The organism is Martinezella hainanensis, from assembly GCF_900094555.1.
Classification (GTDB): domain Bacteria; phylum Pseudomonadota; class Alphaproteobacteria; order Rhizobiales; family Rhizobiaceae; genus Rhizobium; species Rhizobium hainanense.
In genome coordinates this window covers 68254-84397 of sequence record NZ_FMAC01000013.1, presented here as the reverse complement: position 1 = coordinate 84397, position 16144 = coordinate 68254, and the positions used below count along the sequence as shown (strand labels likewise).

Annotated in this window: 14 protein-coding genes; 11 read left to right on the top strand and 3 right to left on the bottom strand. The window is 60.4% G+C overall.

Annotation, left to right across the window (positions count from 1 at the left end; translation table 11 throughout):
• Nucleotides 1-30: 30 nt before the first annotated feature.
• Together GA0061100_RS28860 and GA0061100_RS28855 are read right to left on the bottom strand one after the other, a co-directional pair.
• On the bottom strand, nucleotides 31-1164 hold the full coding sequence (locus GA0061100_RS28860) for an aminotransferase (RefSeq protein WP_075856292.1): 1134 nt from the start codon (nucleotides 1162-1164) through the stop codon (nucleotides 31-33).
• 22 nt (nucleotides 1165-1186) lie between these two features.
• Complete coding sequence (locus GA0061100_RS28855) at nucleotides 1187-2131, bottom strand: ornithine cyclodeaminase family protein (RefSeq protein ID WP_075856291.1); 945 nt, start codon at nucleotides 2129-2131, stop codon at nucleotides 1187-1189.
• A 121-nt stretch (nucleotides 2132-2252) separates the two neighbouring features.
• On the opposite strand from GA0061100_RS28855, the gene GA0061100_RS28850 reads away from it, so the two are divergent.
• Entirely contained in the window at nucleotides 2253-2819 is a 567-nt protein-coding gene (locus tag GA0061100_RS28850; protein WP_075856290.1) for an XRE family transcriptional regulator, read from the top strand.
• An 82-nt stretch (nucleotides 2820-2901) separates the two neighbouring features.
• Here the strand turns inward: GA0061100_RS28850 and GA0061100_RS28845 are convergent, their stop codons facing one another.
• On the bottom strand, nucleotides 2902-3936 hold the full coding sequence (locus tag GA0061100_RS28845) for a LacI family DNA-binding transcriptional regulator (protein ID WP_075856289.1): 1035 nt from the start codon (nucleotides 3934-3936) through the stop codon (nucleotides 2902-2904).
• 153 nt (nucleotides 3937-4089) lie between these two features.
• Here GA0061100_RS28845 and GA0061100_RS28840 point away from each other — a divergent pair, with 153 nt between their 5' ends.
• The 10 genes from GA0061100_RS28840 to iolD all read left to right on the top strand — a co-directional run bounded on the left by GA0061100_RS28840 (nucleotide 4090) and on the right by iolD (nucleotide 16123).
• Complete coding sequence (locus GA0061100_RS28840; RefSeq protein WP_244557981.1) at nucleotides 4090-5064, top strand: substrate-binding domain-containing protein; 975 nt, start codon at nucleotides 4090-4092, stop codon at nucleotides 5062-5064.
• Between the two features lie 108 nt (nucleotides 5065-5172).
• Nucleotides 5173-6180: an ABC transporter permease gene (locus GA0061100_RS28835; RefSeq protein WP_075856287.1), complete on the top strand. Its 1008-nt coding sequence runs from the start codon at nucleotides 5173-5175 to the stop codon at nucleotides 6178-6180.
• A complete protein-coding gene (locus GA0061100_RS28830) occupies nucleotides 6177-6995 on the top strand; it encodes an ATP-binding cassette domain-containing protein (RefSeq protein ID WP_075856286.1) in 819 nt (272 codons plus the stop codon). The genes GA0061100_RS28835 and GA0061100_RS28830 overlap by 4 nt, the downstream gene beginning before the upstream one ends.
• 16 nt (nucleotides 6996-7011) lie before the next feature.
• Nucleotides 7012-7914, top strand: coding sequence for a sugar phosphate isomerase/epimerase family protein (locus GA0061100_RS28825; RefSeq protein ID WP_075856285.1), 903 nt, complete (start codon nucleotides 7012-7014; stop codon nucleotides 7912-7914).
• Nucleotides 7915-8051: 137 nt separating this feature from the next.
• Nucleotides 8052-9224 (top strand): Gfo/Idh/MocA family protein, encoded by a 1173-nt coding sequence (locus tag GA0061100_RS28820; protein WP_075856284.1) that lies wholly within the window; start codon nucleotides 8052-8054, stop codon nucleotides 9222-9224.
• Between the two features lie 81 nt (nucleotides 9225-9305).
• The gene (locus GA0061100_RS28815; RefSeq protein ID WP_075856283.1) at nucleotides 9306-10247 is read left to right on the top strand and encodes a sugar phosphate isomerase/epimerase family protein; all 942 of its coding nucleotides are present in this window, start codon (nucleotides 9306-9308) and stop codon (nucleotides 10245-10247) included.
• A 55-nt stretch (nucleotides 10248-10302) separates the two neighbouring features.
• Nucleotides 10303-11280, top strand: a complete 978-nt coding sequence (locus GA0061100_RS28810) for a sugar phosphate isomerase/epimerase family protein (protein ID WP_075856282.1) — start codon at nucleotides 10303-10305, stop codon at nucleotides 11278-11280.
• Nucleotides 11281-11290: 10 nt separating this feature from the next.
• On the top strand, nucleotides 11291-12313 hold the full coding sequence (locus GA0061100_RS28805) for a Gfo/Idh/MocA family oxidoreductase (RefSeq protein WP_075856281.1): 1023 nt from the start codon (nucleotides 11291-11293) through the stop codon (nucleotides 12311-12313).
• A 52-nt stretch (nucleotides 12314-12365) separates the two neighbouring features.
• Nucleotides 12366-14288 carry a bifunctional 5-dehydro-2-deoxygluconokinase/5-dehydro-2-deoxyphosphogluconate aldolase gene (locus GA0061100_RS28800; RefSeq protein WP_075856280.1) on the top strand — a complete coding sequence of 641 codons (1923 nt, stop codon included), beginning with the start codon at nucleotides 12366-12368 and terminating at the stop codon, nucleotides 14286-14288.
• Nucleotides 14285-16123 (top strand): 3D-(3,5/4)-trihydroxycyclohexane-1,2-dione acylhydrolase (decyclizing), encoded by a 1839-nt coding sequence (gene iolD, locus GA0061100_RS28795; protein WP_075856279.1) that lies wholly within the window; start codon nucleotides 14285-14287, stop codon nucleotides 16121-16123. The genes GA0061100_RS28800 and iolD overlap by 4 nt, the downstream gene beginning before the upstream one ends.
• The last annotated feature ends 21 nt before the right edge of the window (nucleotides 16124-16144 follow it).

The window sequence follows — 16144 nt, the reverse complement described above, 5'->3', positions numbered from 1 at the left end:
CAAGGACCGCAGAAATCGTAGGAACGGATGCTACGCTGCCGACGCAGCGGTCTCCTTCAGGAAGAGAGATAGGCGGCCGAGGCCCTCCCGAAGGATATCTTCGCCATTGGTATAACCGATGCGCAGATAGCCCTCCATGTCCATGGCGCTACCGGGGGTGAGCATGACGCCCGTCTTTTCAAGAAGCCGCACGCAGAATTCCTCGGACGAGATCGGCAGGTCGTATTTCAGAAGCGCGGTCGTGCCGGATTTCGGCTTGATCCAGGAAATCAGCGGCTCGGCATCGACCCAATCGGAGAGGATAGCCAGGTTTGTGCGAGTGATCCTGTGGCTGCGCTTCAGGATCTTATCCTTGTTCTCCAGCGCGATGGCCGCAAAGTGGTCATCCAGCATCCCAACGGAGATCGTGTTGTAGTCGCGGTGGACGGAGACCGCGTGGATCAGCTCTTCCGGAGCAACGATCCAGCCGAGACGAAGCCCTGCCAGCGAATAGGTCTTCGACATGCTGCCGGTGCTGATGCCCTTTTCGTAGAGGTCGGCGATCGAGGCGGTCATGCCGTCTTCGCCTTGCTGATCCGTGCCGCGATAGACTTCGTCGCAGAGGACCCAGGCGCCACATGCGCGGGCGATCTCGACGATCTTTTCGAGATAGGCGCGGTCCATCAGCGAACCGGTCGGATTGTTCGGGTTGTTGATGGCGATCAACTTGGTGCCGGGCGTGGCCAGCTTTTTCAGCTCTTCGAGATCGGGCAGGAAGCCGGTCTTTTCGGTGAGCTTTAGGATCTGGATATCTGCACCGATGCTTTCCGGGATCGAGTAGTGCTGCTGATAGGTCGGCAGCACGGAGATGACGCGGTCGCCACGCTCGACGAGCGTCAGGTGAACGAGCGCATTGGCGCCGATCGCGCCATGCGTGATGACGGTGTTTTCGAGCTTCTGGTTTTCATAGAGACCGGCAACCAGATTGCGCAGGCGAACGCTGCCTTCGATCTCGCCATAGGTTAGCTTGAGCGGCATGAGCTGCTGGGCGATATCGTTGGTGCCTGCCATGTCGAGCAGTTCGGCGACGGTCAGGGATTCGACGCAAGTTTCTGCGAGATTGAGCTCACACTTGGTCTCGTATTTGTTCATCCAGATTTCGACGCCGAAATTGCGGATCTTCATGTCATTCTCCTCCGTATTACGATTATTGGCCGCGTGCGGCGGCGAGCACGGCAACGGCGGCGGCGACGTCCTCGAGGCCGAGGCCGATCGAGCGGAAGAAGGCCGGGCGTTCGCGGCTCGGTACCTTTGCTCGTCCGGCCAGCAGCTCCGGCAGGTCGCCGCAAAGCGCGTCCGGGCTCCAGACGCCGGAAGCGGCGGCAAGCTTCATTTCGCCGGCTGAAGCAGGCGTCGTGGCCCGGTAGTCGCAATAGACGTCGAAGCCGGAAAGCGCTGCCGGATCGACTTCATGGGCATTGGCCACATTGGTGCTGATCGATGTGACGACGGCGGTCTTCGAGAGCGCGGCCGTTTCGATGACCGGCTTGCCCGACGAGGTGCAGAGCAGAACGACATCGGCGCCGCGCACTGCCTGGTCGACGTCCGTAAATCTAGTGATGGCGCAGCCGCCAGCGCTCTTCTCGGGAAGGCCGGTGCGGCCGGCGATATTCGGCGAGGCGATGCGGATTTCCGCCCACGGCCGGATCGCCTCGGCATAGCGCAGGTGCGCCAGCGCGACCGGGCCGGAGCCGACGATGGTCAGTACCGAGGCACCGGCATCGGCCAAGGCGTCGGCGGCGATGACGGAGGTCGCGGCGGTGCGTTCGGTCGTCAGCTTTTTGGAGTCGCAGAGGAGAACCGGTTCGCCGGTTTCCATCGACATCAGCAGCGTCCAGGCCGTGACCAGCGCCTTGCCGTCGCCGGGGATATAGGGAGAAAGCTTGGCGCCGAAGACCTTTTCGCCGGCGAGAACGCCGAGATAAGTGATGAAGTCGCCGGCATCGCACGGGAAGAGGCTAAGCGTCTGTGGCGGCTGCACGGCATCGCCGTCAGCCAGCGCCCGGAACATGCGCTCCAGCACCGAGCGGACATCGACTTTCGGGAGAAGCGCCGTGATATCGGCGTCATGGAGAACGATTGGTTGCGTCATGCTTTCCTCGCCTTTACATGCGGAACAGCCGATGGAACGCAGTTATCCGCTCGCGCGGCCTAAGAGGATGCACGGCGAGATCGCGATTGATCTGACTGCCCATTAAGAGTAAGAAGACCATATGAGCAATATACTGCACAGTCAAGACCGTGCCAATGTCCTGGCCCATGTGTCGGGAAATTTACGGCGCCTTCGGAATGCTGCCGGCCTGAGCCAGATCGCTCTTGCGGAGGCATCCGGGATCAGTCGCAGGATGATCATCGCGGTCGAGGCTGGTGACGCCAACATCAGTCTTTCCAGCCTGGACAAGCTGGCAGCGGCCATGGGCGTCGGTTTTGTTGATCTTGTGAGCGATCCCGATCGGACTTCGTCCGACATCAACGAACTCACCTGGAGAGGAAAAAGCTCTTATAGCGAAGGAATACTGCTGGGAACGGCTCCTGCAACCCGTGAGGCCCAGATGTGGAGCTGGTCGCTTGAAGGAGGGGACCGCTACGACGCCGAACCCGACCCCCAGGGATGGCATGAGATGATCTTCGTCACGCGGGGCGTTTTGACCTTGGTGCTCAGCGGTGTCGAGAAGGATTATCCGACGGGGACATTTGCCATTTACAGTTCGGCGCAGGCCTACTCCTATTCGAACAGAAGCTCGGAGATTGTTCAGTTCATCCGAAACGTCATATCTTAGGCGCCCACGTCAGCTGGGGTGCCTCGATTAGTTTGCGTTCTGGCAAGCGAGACGAATAGCCGGTGAACTTCATTTCTCCTGATCAGGTCCATATGCTCTCCGGCGTCAGGATATCGAAAGGGACGATCCGCTGTTCAATTGAGGCGGTGTCTTTGCGATCGATCAGTCGCAACATCACGCTGATCAGCTCCTGCGGCATTTTATCCAAAGGATGACAAAGGGATGCCGTGATCAGTCCTTCACTCAAGCCTTTGCGTGTCTCGGGGCCGATGTCGCTGCAAACGATACGAACCTGCCTGTCCGATGGGAGTTCCCGAACTGCGCGTAACACGCCTGATATTCCGCCCCCGTTGACGAAAATTCCTTTGATATCCGGCTCTTCGGTGACCAGCCTTTTAACGATGACATAAGCATTTTCAGGAACTTCATGCGTCAGATAGGTTTCGCTCACGGTAAATTCGGGCGCATTCTCACGCATATACGATCTAAAGCTGGCGTCAGCGATATCCTGACATTGGTAGCGATTGCTGCCGACCAGCGGAAATACCTTGCCGGGACCATTCGCCGTAAGGCGTAAAAACCAGGCGGCGGTGCGTCCTCTCTTCCAGTTGTCCGTCCCAACAAAGCCGGCGCGGCTCGCTGCAGACAAGTCGGTGACATAGGCGACTACCGGGACTCCGCGATAGCGCAGTTCATCGATTGCCTGGCTGACCAATGGATGGTCGGCTGTGACGACCGCGATGGCGTCCGACGTTTCCCCCATTTTAAGCAGGTTGGATGAAACAGCTTCGGGGGAAAGGTCATCCTCGAAGACGACGGTGGGATCGATAACGGCATCGCTGCAATGCAGGGATGCCGTCGTGAGCGCCTCCGCCCACATCTGATAAAGGGGCCGGTGCGATTGCTGCATCAGGAAGCCAAAATTGCGATGCGGAAGGTTGTCACGCTTGCGTCTGCGTAATGCCCCGAGGCCGTAAAATCCTATTTGGTCGGCCGCTTCCAGTATGCGGTCGGTGGTTTCGGGACGCACGGAGCCCTTCCCGTGCAAAAGCCGATTGACGGTCGACAGACTTACATCCGCTGTTTTTGCCAGATCGGCTATCGTTGGTCTGTTCATGAAGCGACCTCATGTTTCATTTATGAATGGCATAATTTGGCATGAAATGTTTTCCAGAGCGCCAGGAGAGTTTCATTCTGACACCTCACCCGCTACAGATCAACGCGCAAATGCTGTAGCCGTCATGAGATGGCCTTTGGGAGGAGAGCAGTCATGAAACACTTTAAGAGTATCTGCGCCGCTGCGGTGGCTGTCGCTGCGGTGGCGATTTCTGCACCTGTAGCGATGTCCGCGAATATAGCTGTCGTCGGCGGCAAGACGGACGACGAGTTCTGGAACCGTATCAAGAAAGGCGTCGATGATGCCCGCCTGGTCGTGGAAAAGAGCGGCGGCAAAGTCACCTATCTCCAACTCCAGACTTATGACAATCTCGGCCCGGACGCGGCCCAACTGGTTCGTACCGCCATTAGCCAGGGCGTCGACGGTATTGTCGTTCCCAACTGGGTGCCCCAGGCAGAGGATGAGGCGATCAAGGCCGCCGTCGACGCCGGGATCAAAGTCTACCTCATGAACGCGGGCAGCATCGACAAGGCGCGGGAACTGGGTGCGATCAACTACGTTGGCTCCGACGAGTATGTTGCCGGCAAGGCCGGCGGCGAATATCTCAGCGGCAAAGGCGCCAAGAATGTTCTTTGCGTCAACACGGTTCCCGGATCGGCCAACCAGGAAGCGCGCTGCAAAGGCGTCATCGATGGTATCACCGGCAAGGGCGGCAAGGGCAAACAACTTCCGCTGCCGGCAACGAGCTTCGGTGACCAGACTGCGATTGCAGAAGCGGTAAAGGCCACCCTTCTTCAGGACGACACCATCGACGGCGTCATCAATATCAGCGCAACCGACGCTGATGCCGCGGCTAGCGGCATTAACCAGGCAGGCAAAGTTGGGAAGGTCATTCACGGCACATTCGACCTGAACGCTTCGGGTCTCGCCCGTATCAAAGACGGTTCCCAGTCCTTTGCGATCGACCAGCAGCCCTATCTCCAGTCTCTGCTCAGCGTGACGCTGCTCGCGTCAAGTATCGACTATGGTACAGTGCTCCCCACAGCGCCCATCCTCACCGGCCCCGGTATCGTCGATGCCTCTAACATCGAGGCGACACTTGCGGGCGTAAAGAAGGGCGCTCGCTGATCCGTCAATTTAGCATCAGTCCGAGGCTATGCCTCGGACTGATCGATCCGGCACTCTGCCCCGTAGGGCGGTTGCCGTAACGCGTGCCGTCGTCTTGGAGCCGCATTTATGAACAATCTATCTTTCGGAAATCTCTTGCGCCGACCCGAAGCCGGGGCCTTTCTGGGTCTCGCCGGTGTCCTCGCATTCTTCGTCATCTTCGGCAGCACGAAGTTTCTAGAAGCTGCCGGTGCAGCCAGCTGGCTGAATGTTGCCGCGAACCTGGGCATTGTCGCCCTCCCTATCGGTCTTTTGATGATCGCAGGAGAGCTCGACATCTCGATCGGCGCGATGATCCCTGCCGGTTCAATGACCGTTGCAGTTCTTTCCGGCCACTACGGGTTTCCGATCTGGGTGGGGATGTTGGGCTCGATCGGCCTTGGTCTCGTCGTCGGTCTGATCAACGGTATTCTGGTGGTTCGCACCGCCGTTCCTTCCCTCATCGTCACACTCGGAACGCTGTTTGCCATGCAAGGCCTAACCCTGGGTTTCTCTGTGCTCGTAACCGGCACGACAAGTGTTGCGCTGACGGCCGATCCCTGGGCCAAGTTTGTTTTCGGTCAATTCTTACCTGGGTCTTTTCAGGTGATCATTCTGTGGTGGCTTGCAATCACGGCCCTTTTTATCTTCTTCATCCACTACTCTCCCTATGGGAATTGGATTTTCGCCATGGGCGGTGACAGGGTCAGTGCCCGTAATGCGGGTATTCCGACGAGCCGGTTGACTGTTGTCCTCTTTGTGCTCTCCGCCGTGAGCGCGTCTTTTGTCGGAATGTGTCAGGCGATCCTGTTCAATTCCGCACAGGTATCCGGCGGAATGACCTTCATTTTCAACGCAATCATCTCAGTCGTTGTCGGAGGCGTGCTCCTGACTGGAGGCTTCGGATCGATCATAGGTATTTTCCTCGGCACGATTACATTTGCTATCGTCAATCAGGGAATTTACTTCACCTCTTTCGATCGCAACTGGTCGAGCTTGATCATTGGTGTCATGCTCCTGCTGGCCGTGTTGATGAACAACACTTTCCGCATCATGGCCCTGACCTATTCGCCGAAGAAGAAGGCAGGGCAGAAATGAGCACTCCTATTCTCGAACTCCGTAGCGTCAACAAGTCTTTTGGGCCAATTGAGGCGCTGCAGGACATCTCGTTGACGGTCAACGCGGGCGAAGTCCTGTGCCTGCTCGGTGATAACGGCGCCGGTAAGTCCACCCTGATTAAAACCCTCGCAGGTGTTTACAAGCCGACTAGCGGCGCGGTGTTGATGGATGGCAAACCGGTCGAGTTTAAGGGACCACGTGAGGCCCAGCACATGGGCATCTCGACTGTTCATCAGTTCGGCGGGACATTTCCCCTCATGAGCATCGGCCGCTCGTTCTTTGTCGGAGCGGAGCCGACCAAGGGTTTTTGGCCCTTCAAGGTCTATGACCGCAAAAAGGCGAATGCGATTGCCGTCAAGGCGGTGCAAGATTTCGGTATTACCCGTATCGACGATGGTGACCGTCTGATCGGCGGCCTTTCCGGTGGAGAGCGCCAGTCGCTTGCAATCGCGCGCGCGGTGTATTTCGGCGCACGCGTCCTGATCCTGGACGAACCGACCGCCGCACTTGGGGTCAAGCAGGCGTCCCACGTTCTGCGGATCGTGCTCGAGGCGAAAAAGCGCGGCATCGCCGTGATCTTCATTACCCATCAGGTGACCCACGCGATGGCGGTTGGTGACCACTTTGCGGTTCTGATCCATGGTGCGGTGGCGGCAAACTTCCGCAAGGGCGAGAAAACCCGGGAAGAGATCACGGACCTCATGGCAGGCGGAGAGGCTCTCGCCAATCTGGGAGACGAGGTCGAAAGCAGCATAGCGTCACACGAGGGGTACCCCTCGTCGACATCGAAGTAGCAGGAGGAAGGAAACCGTGAAGATTGCCCTCGACCCCTTTATGCACCGTCACCTGTCACTGGAGGAACTACCCACCAAGGTCAAGCAGCTTGGCTACGACTGGATCGAGCTCAGCCCCCGCGCCGATTTTCTCGAATGGTTCAAGGCGCCGCGTGTTTTTCCCGAGCGCATCAAGTCTTTCAAGAAGGCTTTGAAGGATGCCGATGTCGGCATCGCAAGTCTTTTGCCGATGTACCGATGGGCTTCCAACGACGAAACGGAGCGCCAGGCTGCGGTCAAGCACTGGAAGCGTGCCATTGAGATCGCCGTCGAACTCGAAGTCGATACGATGAACTCGGAATTCGGCCGCGGCCCGCATCCCGACAAGGGTTCCTGCTATTGCTGCCACACCGGCTCCATGATCGAGGCTTGTGAGGACGCGTGGTGGCGCTCCATGGAAGAGCTGGTGCCAATTTTTGAACGCGAGAATATCCAGCTTAACGTTGAGCCGCACCCGGAAGATTGGTGCGAGACGCTGCAGCCGGCACTCGACATTATCCGCACTGTGAATTCAAAGAGTGTCAAGTTTCTCTACTGCGCGCCGCATACTTTCTATTTCGGCGACGACACGAAGGCGATGCTCCGGGAGGCGAAAGACGTACTGGCCCATGTCCATGTCGGCGACACGTTCAACCATAAGGCAAGTTCTGGGCTGCGTTACATTCTGAACCCGCCGGGTACTCAGGCGCGTGTCCATCAGCACTTGAACATCGGTCAGGGCGAGGTGCCGTGGGACGATTTCTTCGGCACGCTTGCCGAGATCGGCTTCGACGGCATCATGACCTCCTGCGTCTTCGCCTGGGAGGACAAGGCGGACGAATCCGGTCGCTTCATGTGCCAGGAAATGAACACCTACATCGACAAGTACAAAGCGAAATAGGCCGACCAGGCCGCAATCGTCCGTCCTTTTGAGCGCGGACAGATCCGACATCAAAGCTTGCACGAGCGACGGGTTTCCCGGCGATGGGCGAAGCTTTACAACCTTAAGCCGGCACTAGGCCCGGAGGAGAGACGAGAATGATAAACGGCGAAAGACTTACGGAACGCCCATTGCGCTGGGGCATGGTGGGCGGCGGCCGTACCGGCCAGGTGGGCTACAAGCATCGCACCGGTGCGCAGCGTGACGGCACGTACAAGCTGGTCTGCGGTGCGTTCGACCTCGACGCTGAGCGCGGTCGCGACTTTGGCGTCAACCTCGGTGTGGAGGCCAATCGGTGCTACGCTGACTACAAGGAACTCATCGCCAAGGAAGCGGCCCGGGAGGACGGCGTCCAGGTTGTTTCCATCGCAACACCGAACTTCAGCCACTACGAGATCACAAAAGCCTGCCTCGAAGCCGGCATTCATGTGATCTGCGAGAAGCCGCTATTTTTTACCGTCGCCGAGTGCGAGGAAATCGGAAAGCTCGCCGATCAGAAGGGCTTGATCGTCGGCGTGACCTACGGCTTCACCGGCCATCCGCTCGTGCGTCAAATGGCGGCCATGGTTGCCAAAGGCTTGCTGGGCGACATTCGCATTGTCGATCTGCAATACACCCATGGCTTCAATGCGGGCGATGACGTCGGCGCATCGGAAGCCCTAAAATGGCGCACTAATCCGAAGACGGCCGGACCGACCTTCGTGCTCGGCGATATCGGCACGCATCTCTATTACCTGTCCGAAATCGTCCTGCCGCACCTCAAGATCGAGAAGCTGCTTTGCGACCGCAAGGCCTTCATTCCGAGCCGGGCGCCGTTGGAGGACCATGCGACGGTCCTCATGCACTACGACAACGGCGCCCGCGGCCGTCTGTGGGTATCCTCCGTCAATGCCGGCAATATGGGTTCGCAGCGCTATCGCTTCGTCGGCTCGAAAGCATCCGTCGAATGGTCTGACAGCCATCCCGACCAGCTTCTCTATGATGTTCAGGGCGAACCGAACCGTATCCTCCATCACGGCATGCCCTATCTCGAAGAGGAGAGCCTGGCCATTGATCGCATGGGAGCGCTGCATACCGAAGGGCTCGGCGACAGCTGGTCGAACATCTACCTGTGGATCGCCCAGGCAATCGACGCGAAGAAGCGCGGCGATGAGGGCTTCCTGAAAACCCATCACTATCCGGGTATCAAAGCCGGCACGGAAGGTGTCCGGTGGCTGGAAAACTGCGTTCGTTCGGCTGACGCCGGCTCGGCCTGGGTCGATTTCGCCTGATTAACCCGGGAGGCGCGCTGGATAGCCTCCATTTCCTCCCGAGCGCGCGCCTCCCATCCTCCAATTCAGAGAGATTTGAAAATGAAACTTTCCATTTGTACCGACGTGATGGGTGATCTCGCCTTCACCGATATGCTCGACAAATGCGTCAAACTCGGTGTTGAAGGCATCGAGATGACGGGCGGCGGCTGGTCGCGCGCGCCGCATTTTCGAGCAGAAGAGCTTCTGGCCGACAAGGGACTGTTGAAGACCAGGCTCAAGGAAATCGAGGCACGCGGTCTCGAAATCGCGGCGCTCAATTGCTCGGCCAATCCGCTTGATCCGGGCGAGATGGGCAAGCGCCACCGCAAGGAAATGGAAGAGACGATCCGGCTTGCCGGCGAGATCGGCGTCAAGACGATCGTCACCATGTCCGGCCTGCCGGAGGCTGCGCCCGGCGACACGGTTCCCAACTGGCTCGTCTATACCAAGAGCTGGCCGGACGAGATGCCGGAGCGGGATCGCTACCAGTGGGAAGACCGTGCCTTCCCGCTCTGGCACGATCTCGTCAAGCTCGCCAAAGAAGTTGGTGTCGAGAAATACGCGCTGGAAAACTTCTCGGCGATGCTCGTCTGGAACCCTGAGACCCTTTTCCGCCTGCGCAACGAGGTCGGCCCGACCGTCGGCATGAATCTCGACCCCAGTCACCTGTTCTGGAAAGGGGCCGATCCGATCGCATCCGCAAGGGCGCTCGGTACCGCCATCCACCATTGCCATGGCAAGGATACGCGCATCGAACGCGGCCTTGCGGATGTGAACGGCCTGCTCGAACTCAAGGATGTAACCGACGTCGCCAACAGAACCTGGAACTATGTCGCCGTGGGCGCCGGCCATGATCTCCAGTGGTGGAAGGAGTTTTTCTCGGTCGTCCGCATGGTCGGCTACAACGGCTGGGTCAGTCTGGAGATGGAAGACTTCACCATGTCCACCGACGCTGGCATCCAGTCTTCCATCGACGCCTTGCAGGCCACCATCAGTCGATAATCGAACTGGTTCGGGCCGCTTCAGCGGCCCGAACCCTTTCCCGCGCGAGGACGAGATGACCAAGCCGATCACAATCACCACTGCACCGTGCTGCTGGGGTGTCGACGATGTCAGGAACCCGCATCTTCCCGCCTGGCAGGAGGTGCTGGACGAGGCTAAGGCGGCGGGCTTTGGTGGCTTGGAGCTCGGACCTTACGGCTACCTGCCGCTTGAACTCGGCCTGGTTTCGGAGGCGCTGAACGAGCGCGACCTTAAGATCGTCGCCGGGACGATCTTCGATGATCTCGTCTCACCCGCAAACCACGACAATCTCCTGCGTCAGACCGACGAAATCTGCGCGCTGATCACGCAGCTACCGAAGCCGGAAACGCATCGAGGACAACGCTTCGCAGCGCCGTACCTGACCGTGATGGACTGGGGGCACGAGGAGCGTGATTATGCGGCGGGCCATTCCGGCCGGGCAATCCGTCTCGACAGCGCCGCATGGCAGGGAATGGTGGAGAATATCCGCGCAATCGCGACGCTTGCCCGGGACCGGTATGACGTGCGTGCCACGATCCATCCGCATGCCGGCGGCTATATCGAGTTCGCCGATGAGCTTGAGCGTATCGTCAACGACATACCGGCCGACCTCGCAGGTCTTTGCCTCGACACCGGGCACATGGCCTATTCCGGCATGGATCCTGTCGAGACGCTGCGCCGCTACTGGGATCGTGTCGACTATATCCATTTCAAGGACATCGACTCGACAGTCTTCGACGTGGTGATGGGCGAGCGCATCCGCTTCTTCGAGGCCTGCGCCAAGGGTGTCATGTGCCCGATCGGCCGCGGTTCCATCGACTATGCCGCAATACGCGATCTTCTGAGCGAGCTCGGTTATGGCGGCTATATCACCGTCGAGCAGGAGCGCGATCCGCGCAACGCCGGCACCATCCTCGAGGATCTCGCCGCGAGCCGGGCGTTTCTTCGCCGCATGGGCTTTGGCGGTGTTGGGGACGATGAAGCCGTCTCCGCGTCGGCGGTTGGAAATTAGGAGGGCGACAATGCGTATCGGAGTTGTGGGTTATGGCACAGGGGGAAAAAACTTCCATGTGCCGTTCATTCAGGCGGCCAGGCGCGTCGAGCTCGCTGGCGTCGTCGCGCGTGCGCCCGCGACCATCGCGGCCGTGAAAGCCGATTTGCCGAATACGCCGATCTATCCGAGCCTTGCTGCCATGCTGGCGGTCGGTGTTGACGCTGTTACGATCACCACGCCGCCGGATACCCGCCGTGAACTCGTTCTCGAGGCGATCGATGCGGGCGTGCATGTCATCGCCGACAAGCCGTTCGCCCCGAGCGCCGAAGCCGGCCGCGAGCTCGACGAGGCGGCCCGCAAGCGGGGCATCGTCCTTGGCGTGTTCCACAATCGACGATGGGACGCCGATGTCCTCACCCTCAAGAAGGTGCTTGATAGCGGGGCTCTCGGCCGGCTTTGGCGGCTGCACGCGCGTATGGAACTGGATGAACCGGCCACGCTTGAGGCGGGACCGACCGGCGGTCTGCTGCGAGATCTCGGCAGCCATATGGTAGATCAGGCGCTTTGGCTGCTCGGCCCCGCGATCGCCGTCAGCGCGCAACTTGACATGATCGAGCTTCCCGAAGGCGCGACGGATGCCGGTTTCGTGCTGACGATAATTCATGAAGGCGGCGTGCATTCGCACTTGTCGGCAAGCAAGGTCAACCGGATCGCCGTCAAGGAATATCGCGCCTATGGTCAAGGGGGCAGCTACGTTTCCTCCGGGACGGATGTCCAGGCGCAGGCGATTTTCGGCGGAAAACGCCCAGCCGACGATCGCGCCGCCTGGGGATACGAGCGGGAAGAACTCTGGGGGACGTTGAGGACCGCAGGCGGGGCCGAGCGCATTCCGTCCGAGCAGGGCCGATACCATGCCTATTACGAAGCCTTTGCCGCCGCGGTGCATGACGGCGGGCCGCCGCCGGTGACAGCGCAGGAGGCAATTGCCACGCTGGCGGTGCTGGACGCGGGGCGCATCAGCGCGGCCGAAAACCGCACGGTGACGCTATGAGGCATCTGATCGAACATGCGCCGATCTTGGTGGCGCTTCCGGGAGACCCGACATGAAACCACTCGACGTCATCACCATAGGCCGCTCCTCGGTCGATCTCTACGGCGCCCAGGTCGGAGGCCGGCTCGAGGACATGGGCTCGTTCAACAAATATATCGGCGGCTCCCCGACCAACATTGCTTGCGGCGCGGCCAGGCTTGGCCTCAAGGCTGGGCTGATCACCCGCGTTGGAGACGAGCATATGGGCCGCTTCATCCGCGAGCAACTGATCCGCGAGGGCGTGGACGTCGGCGGTGTCGTCACCGACCCGGAACGGTTGACTGCGCTCGTTCTTCTCGGCATCCGTGACGAGGGCAGCTTCCCGCTGATCTTCTATCGCGAGAATTGTGCCGACATGGCTCTGTGCGAGAACGATATCGAACAAGACTATATCGCTTCGGCACGGGCAGTGGTCGTCACCGGCACCCATCTATCCAACCCGAACACAGAGGCTGCGGTCCTCAAGGCTCTGGACTTTGCGCGCAACAGCGGCGCCAAAACCGCCCTCGATATCGATTATCGTCCAAACCTGTGGGGGGTCGCGAGCCATGGCGAAGGTGAAAGCCGGTACGTCGCCAGCCGCGAGGTGACCGAAAAGCTCCAGTCCACGCTACACGTCTTCGAGCTGATCGTCGGTACGGAGGAGGAATTCCATATCGCCGGCGGCACGACGGACACTGTCGCGGCGCTGAAAGCCGTGCGCGCCGTTTCCGCGGCGACGCTGGTCTGCAAGCGAGGTGCAAAGGGTGCGGTCGCGTTCGACCGGGATGTCCCTGACAATCTCGATGACGGCGTCTCCGGCGAAGGTTTCCCGATCGAGGTCTTCAATGTCCTCGGGGCAGGGGACGGCTTCTTTGCCGGCCTCCTAAAGGGTTGGCTCGATGGCAAGGACTGGTCGACGGCACTGAAATACGCCAATGCCTGCGGCGCCTTTGCCGTGTCGCGCCATGGTTGCACGCCAGCCTATCCCTCGCTCGAAGAGCTGGAATTCTTCCTGGAGCGCGGCGTCAGGCAGGCCGATCTTCGCAACGATCCCGCGCTCGAGCAGATTCACTGGTCGACCAACCGCCATCGCAATCACGGCGAGGATTGGCCTGACTACCGGATCTTCGCCTTCGACCACCGCATGCAACTGGAAGACATGACGGGCTACACGCTCGAGCGAGGCGGTGCGTTCAAGGAGCTCTGCCTGAAGGCGGCGGTCGAGGTCCAGGCTGGCCGGAAGGGCTATGGCATCCTTTGCGACAACAGGATCGGCCGAAGGGCGCTGCATGCGGCCTCGGGCAGCGGCTTGTGGATCGGTCGGCCTTGTGAGAGGCCGGGCTCCCGGCCGTTGACGCTCGAACCGGAGCTCGGCAGCGACTATGGAGCTTTAGGCGAATGGGCGCGGGAAGATGTCGTCAAGGTCCTGTGCTTTTGCCATCCGAACGATGATGCCGCGATCCGTGCGGACCAGGAAGCGACGGTAAAACGCCTTTTTGATGCCTCGCGGCGCAACAATCTGGAATTCCTGCTGGAGATCATTCCGTCCAAGGTCGCTGCTGTCGACGACACGACGACGGCGACGCTGATCCAGCAATTTTACGATATCGGAGTCTTTCCGGACTGGTGGAAGCTGGAGCCGATGAAGACGGCCACCGCCTGGGCCAACGCCATATCCGCGATCGAGAGGAACGACCGGCATACGCGGGGCATTGTGGTGCTCGGCCTCGATGCGCCTGAGGCGGAACTGGCGGCCAGCTTCCAGGTCGCCGCCGGTTTCGCACTGGTCAAGGGCTTTGCCATCGGCCGCACGATCTTCGGCGATGTCGCGAGGGCGTGGATGAAAAGCGAAATCGAGGACGATGCGGCCGTCGCCGAAATGGCGAACCGCTATCGCAGGCTCTGCGCGACCTGGGATGAGGCGCGGACGGCCGCAAGGGAGAAGGCAGCATGACCGATACGATCCGACTGACCGCCGGGCAGGCGCTGGTTCGATGGCTTTCCGTTCAAATGACCGAGGAAGGCGAGCGCTTCATCGAGGGGATGTGGGCGATCTTCGGCCACGGCAATGTCGCGGGCCTCGGCGAAGCGCTGCACGGGATCGGCGACAGGCTGCCCACCTGGCGCGGCCAGAACGAGCAGACCATGGCGCATGCGGCGATCGCCTATGCCAAGACGAAGCGGCGCAAGCGGGCGCACGCCGTGACGTCCTCGATCGGCCCCGGTGCGACCAATCTGGTGACGGCGGCAGCACTTGCCCATGTCAATCGCCTGCCGGTCCTGTTCATTCCGGGCGACATCTTCGCCAACCGCCGTCCGGACCCGGTGCTGCAGCAGATAGAGGATTTCGACGACGGCACAGTCAGCGCCAACGACTGCTTCCGCCCGGTGGTCCGCTACTTCGATCGCATCGCGCGCCCCGAGCATTTGCTGACTGCCTTGCCGCGTGCACTCTCCGTGATGACCGATCCAACCAACTGCGGCCCGGTCTGCCTTGCCTTCTGCCAGGATGTGCAGGCCGATGCTTATGACTATCCGAAGAGTTTCTTCGAGCCGAAAGTCTGGCGCATCCGCCGCCCGGAGCCCGATCCACGGGAGGTGGAGGATGTCGCCGCGATGATCCGCGCGGCCCGGCGCCCCGTGATCATTTCGGGCGGTGGCGTCATCTATTCCGACGCCGAAACTACGCTTGCCGCCTTTGCCGAGCGGCACAACATCCCTTTCGTCGAGACACAGGCCGGCAAGGGTGCGAACCCCTGGGACGATGCCTTCAATTTCGGTTCCCCCGGCGTCACCGGCTCCGAATGCGCGAACCGGCTTTGCGCCTACGCCGACCTTGTCATCGGCGTCGGCACGCGCTTCCAGGATTTTACGACAGGTTCGTGGGCGCTGTTCAGGAACGGAGCGCGCAAGCTCATCTCCATCAACCTTCACGGCTATGATGCGACCAAGCGCGGCGCGACCCCGGTCGTCGGCGATGCTCGCGTGACGCTCGAAAAACTCTCTACGCTTCTGGGCGACCACAGAGCGCCACCCTTCGATGCGCAATCAAGAACCTTGTGGCATGACAAGGTGACGGCCGTCACTGCCGCACCGCAGGAAAGCCTTACCAACTATCTTCCAACCGACGCACAGGTGATTGGCGCCGTCCAGCGCGTCGCCACGGAAAAGACTATCGCCATGTGTGCCGCCGGCACCATGCCGGGGGCGCTGCAGGTGCTGTGGCAGTCCGCCAAAGGCGGATATCATATGGAATACGGCTATTCCTGCATGGGATACGAAGTCGCCGGCGCCATGGGCATCAAGCTCGCGGCGCTCGATAAGGAGGTCGTCTGCTTCGTTGGTGACGGCTCCTACATGATGGCGAACTCGGAACTGGCGACCGCCGTGATGCGCCGCGTTCCCTTTACCGTCGTGCTGACGGACAATCGCGGCTACGGCTGCATCAACCGCCTGCAGATCGAGTGCGGTGGGGCCGAGTTCAACAATATGTACAAGGACTCCAATGTCGATGTTCAGCCGGAGATTGACTTCGTCGGCCATGCCCGCGCCATGGGCGCCCATGCGGAGAAGGCCGCCGATATCGCTGATCTGGAGCGGAAGATCATCGAGGCGCGTGGCCGCACAGTTCCGACTGTTATCTTGATCGACACCGATGCCGTGCCGGGCCTGGATGCGGGTGGCCATTGGTGGGATGTCGCCGTGCCGCAGGCCGGCGGGCCGGAACGGCTTGAGCAGGCGCGCGCCCGCTACAACCGGAATGCCGCCAACCAGCGGGTCTTCGACTGACCGACCCGATCAATGGAGGGA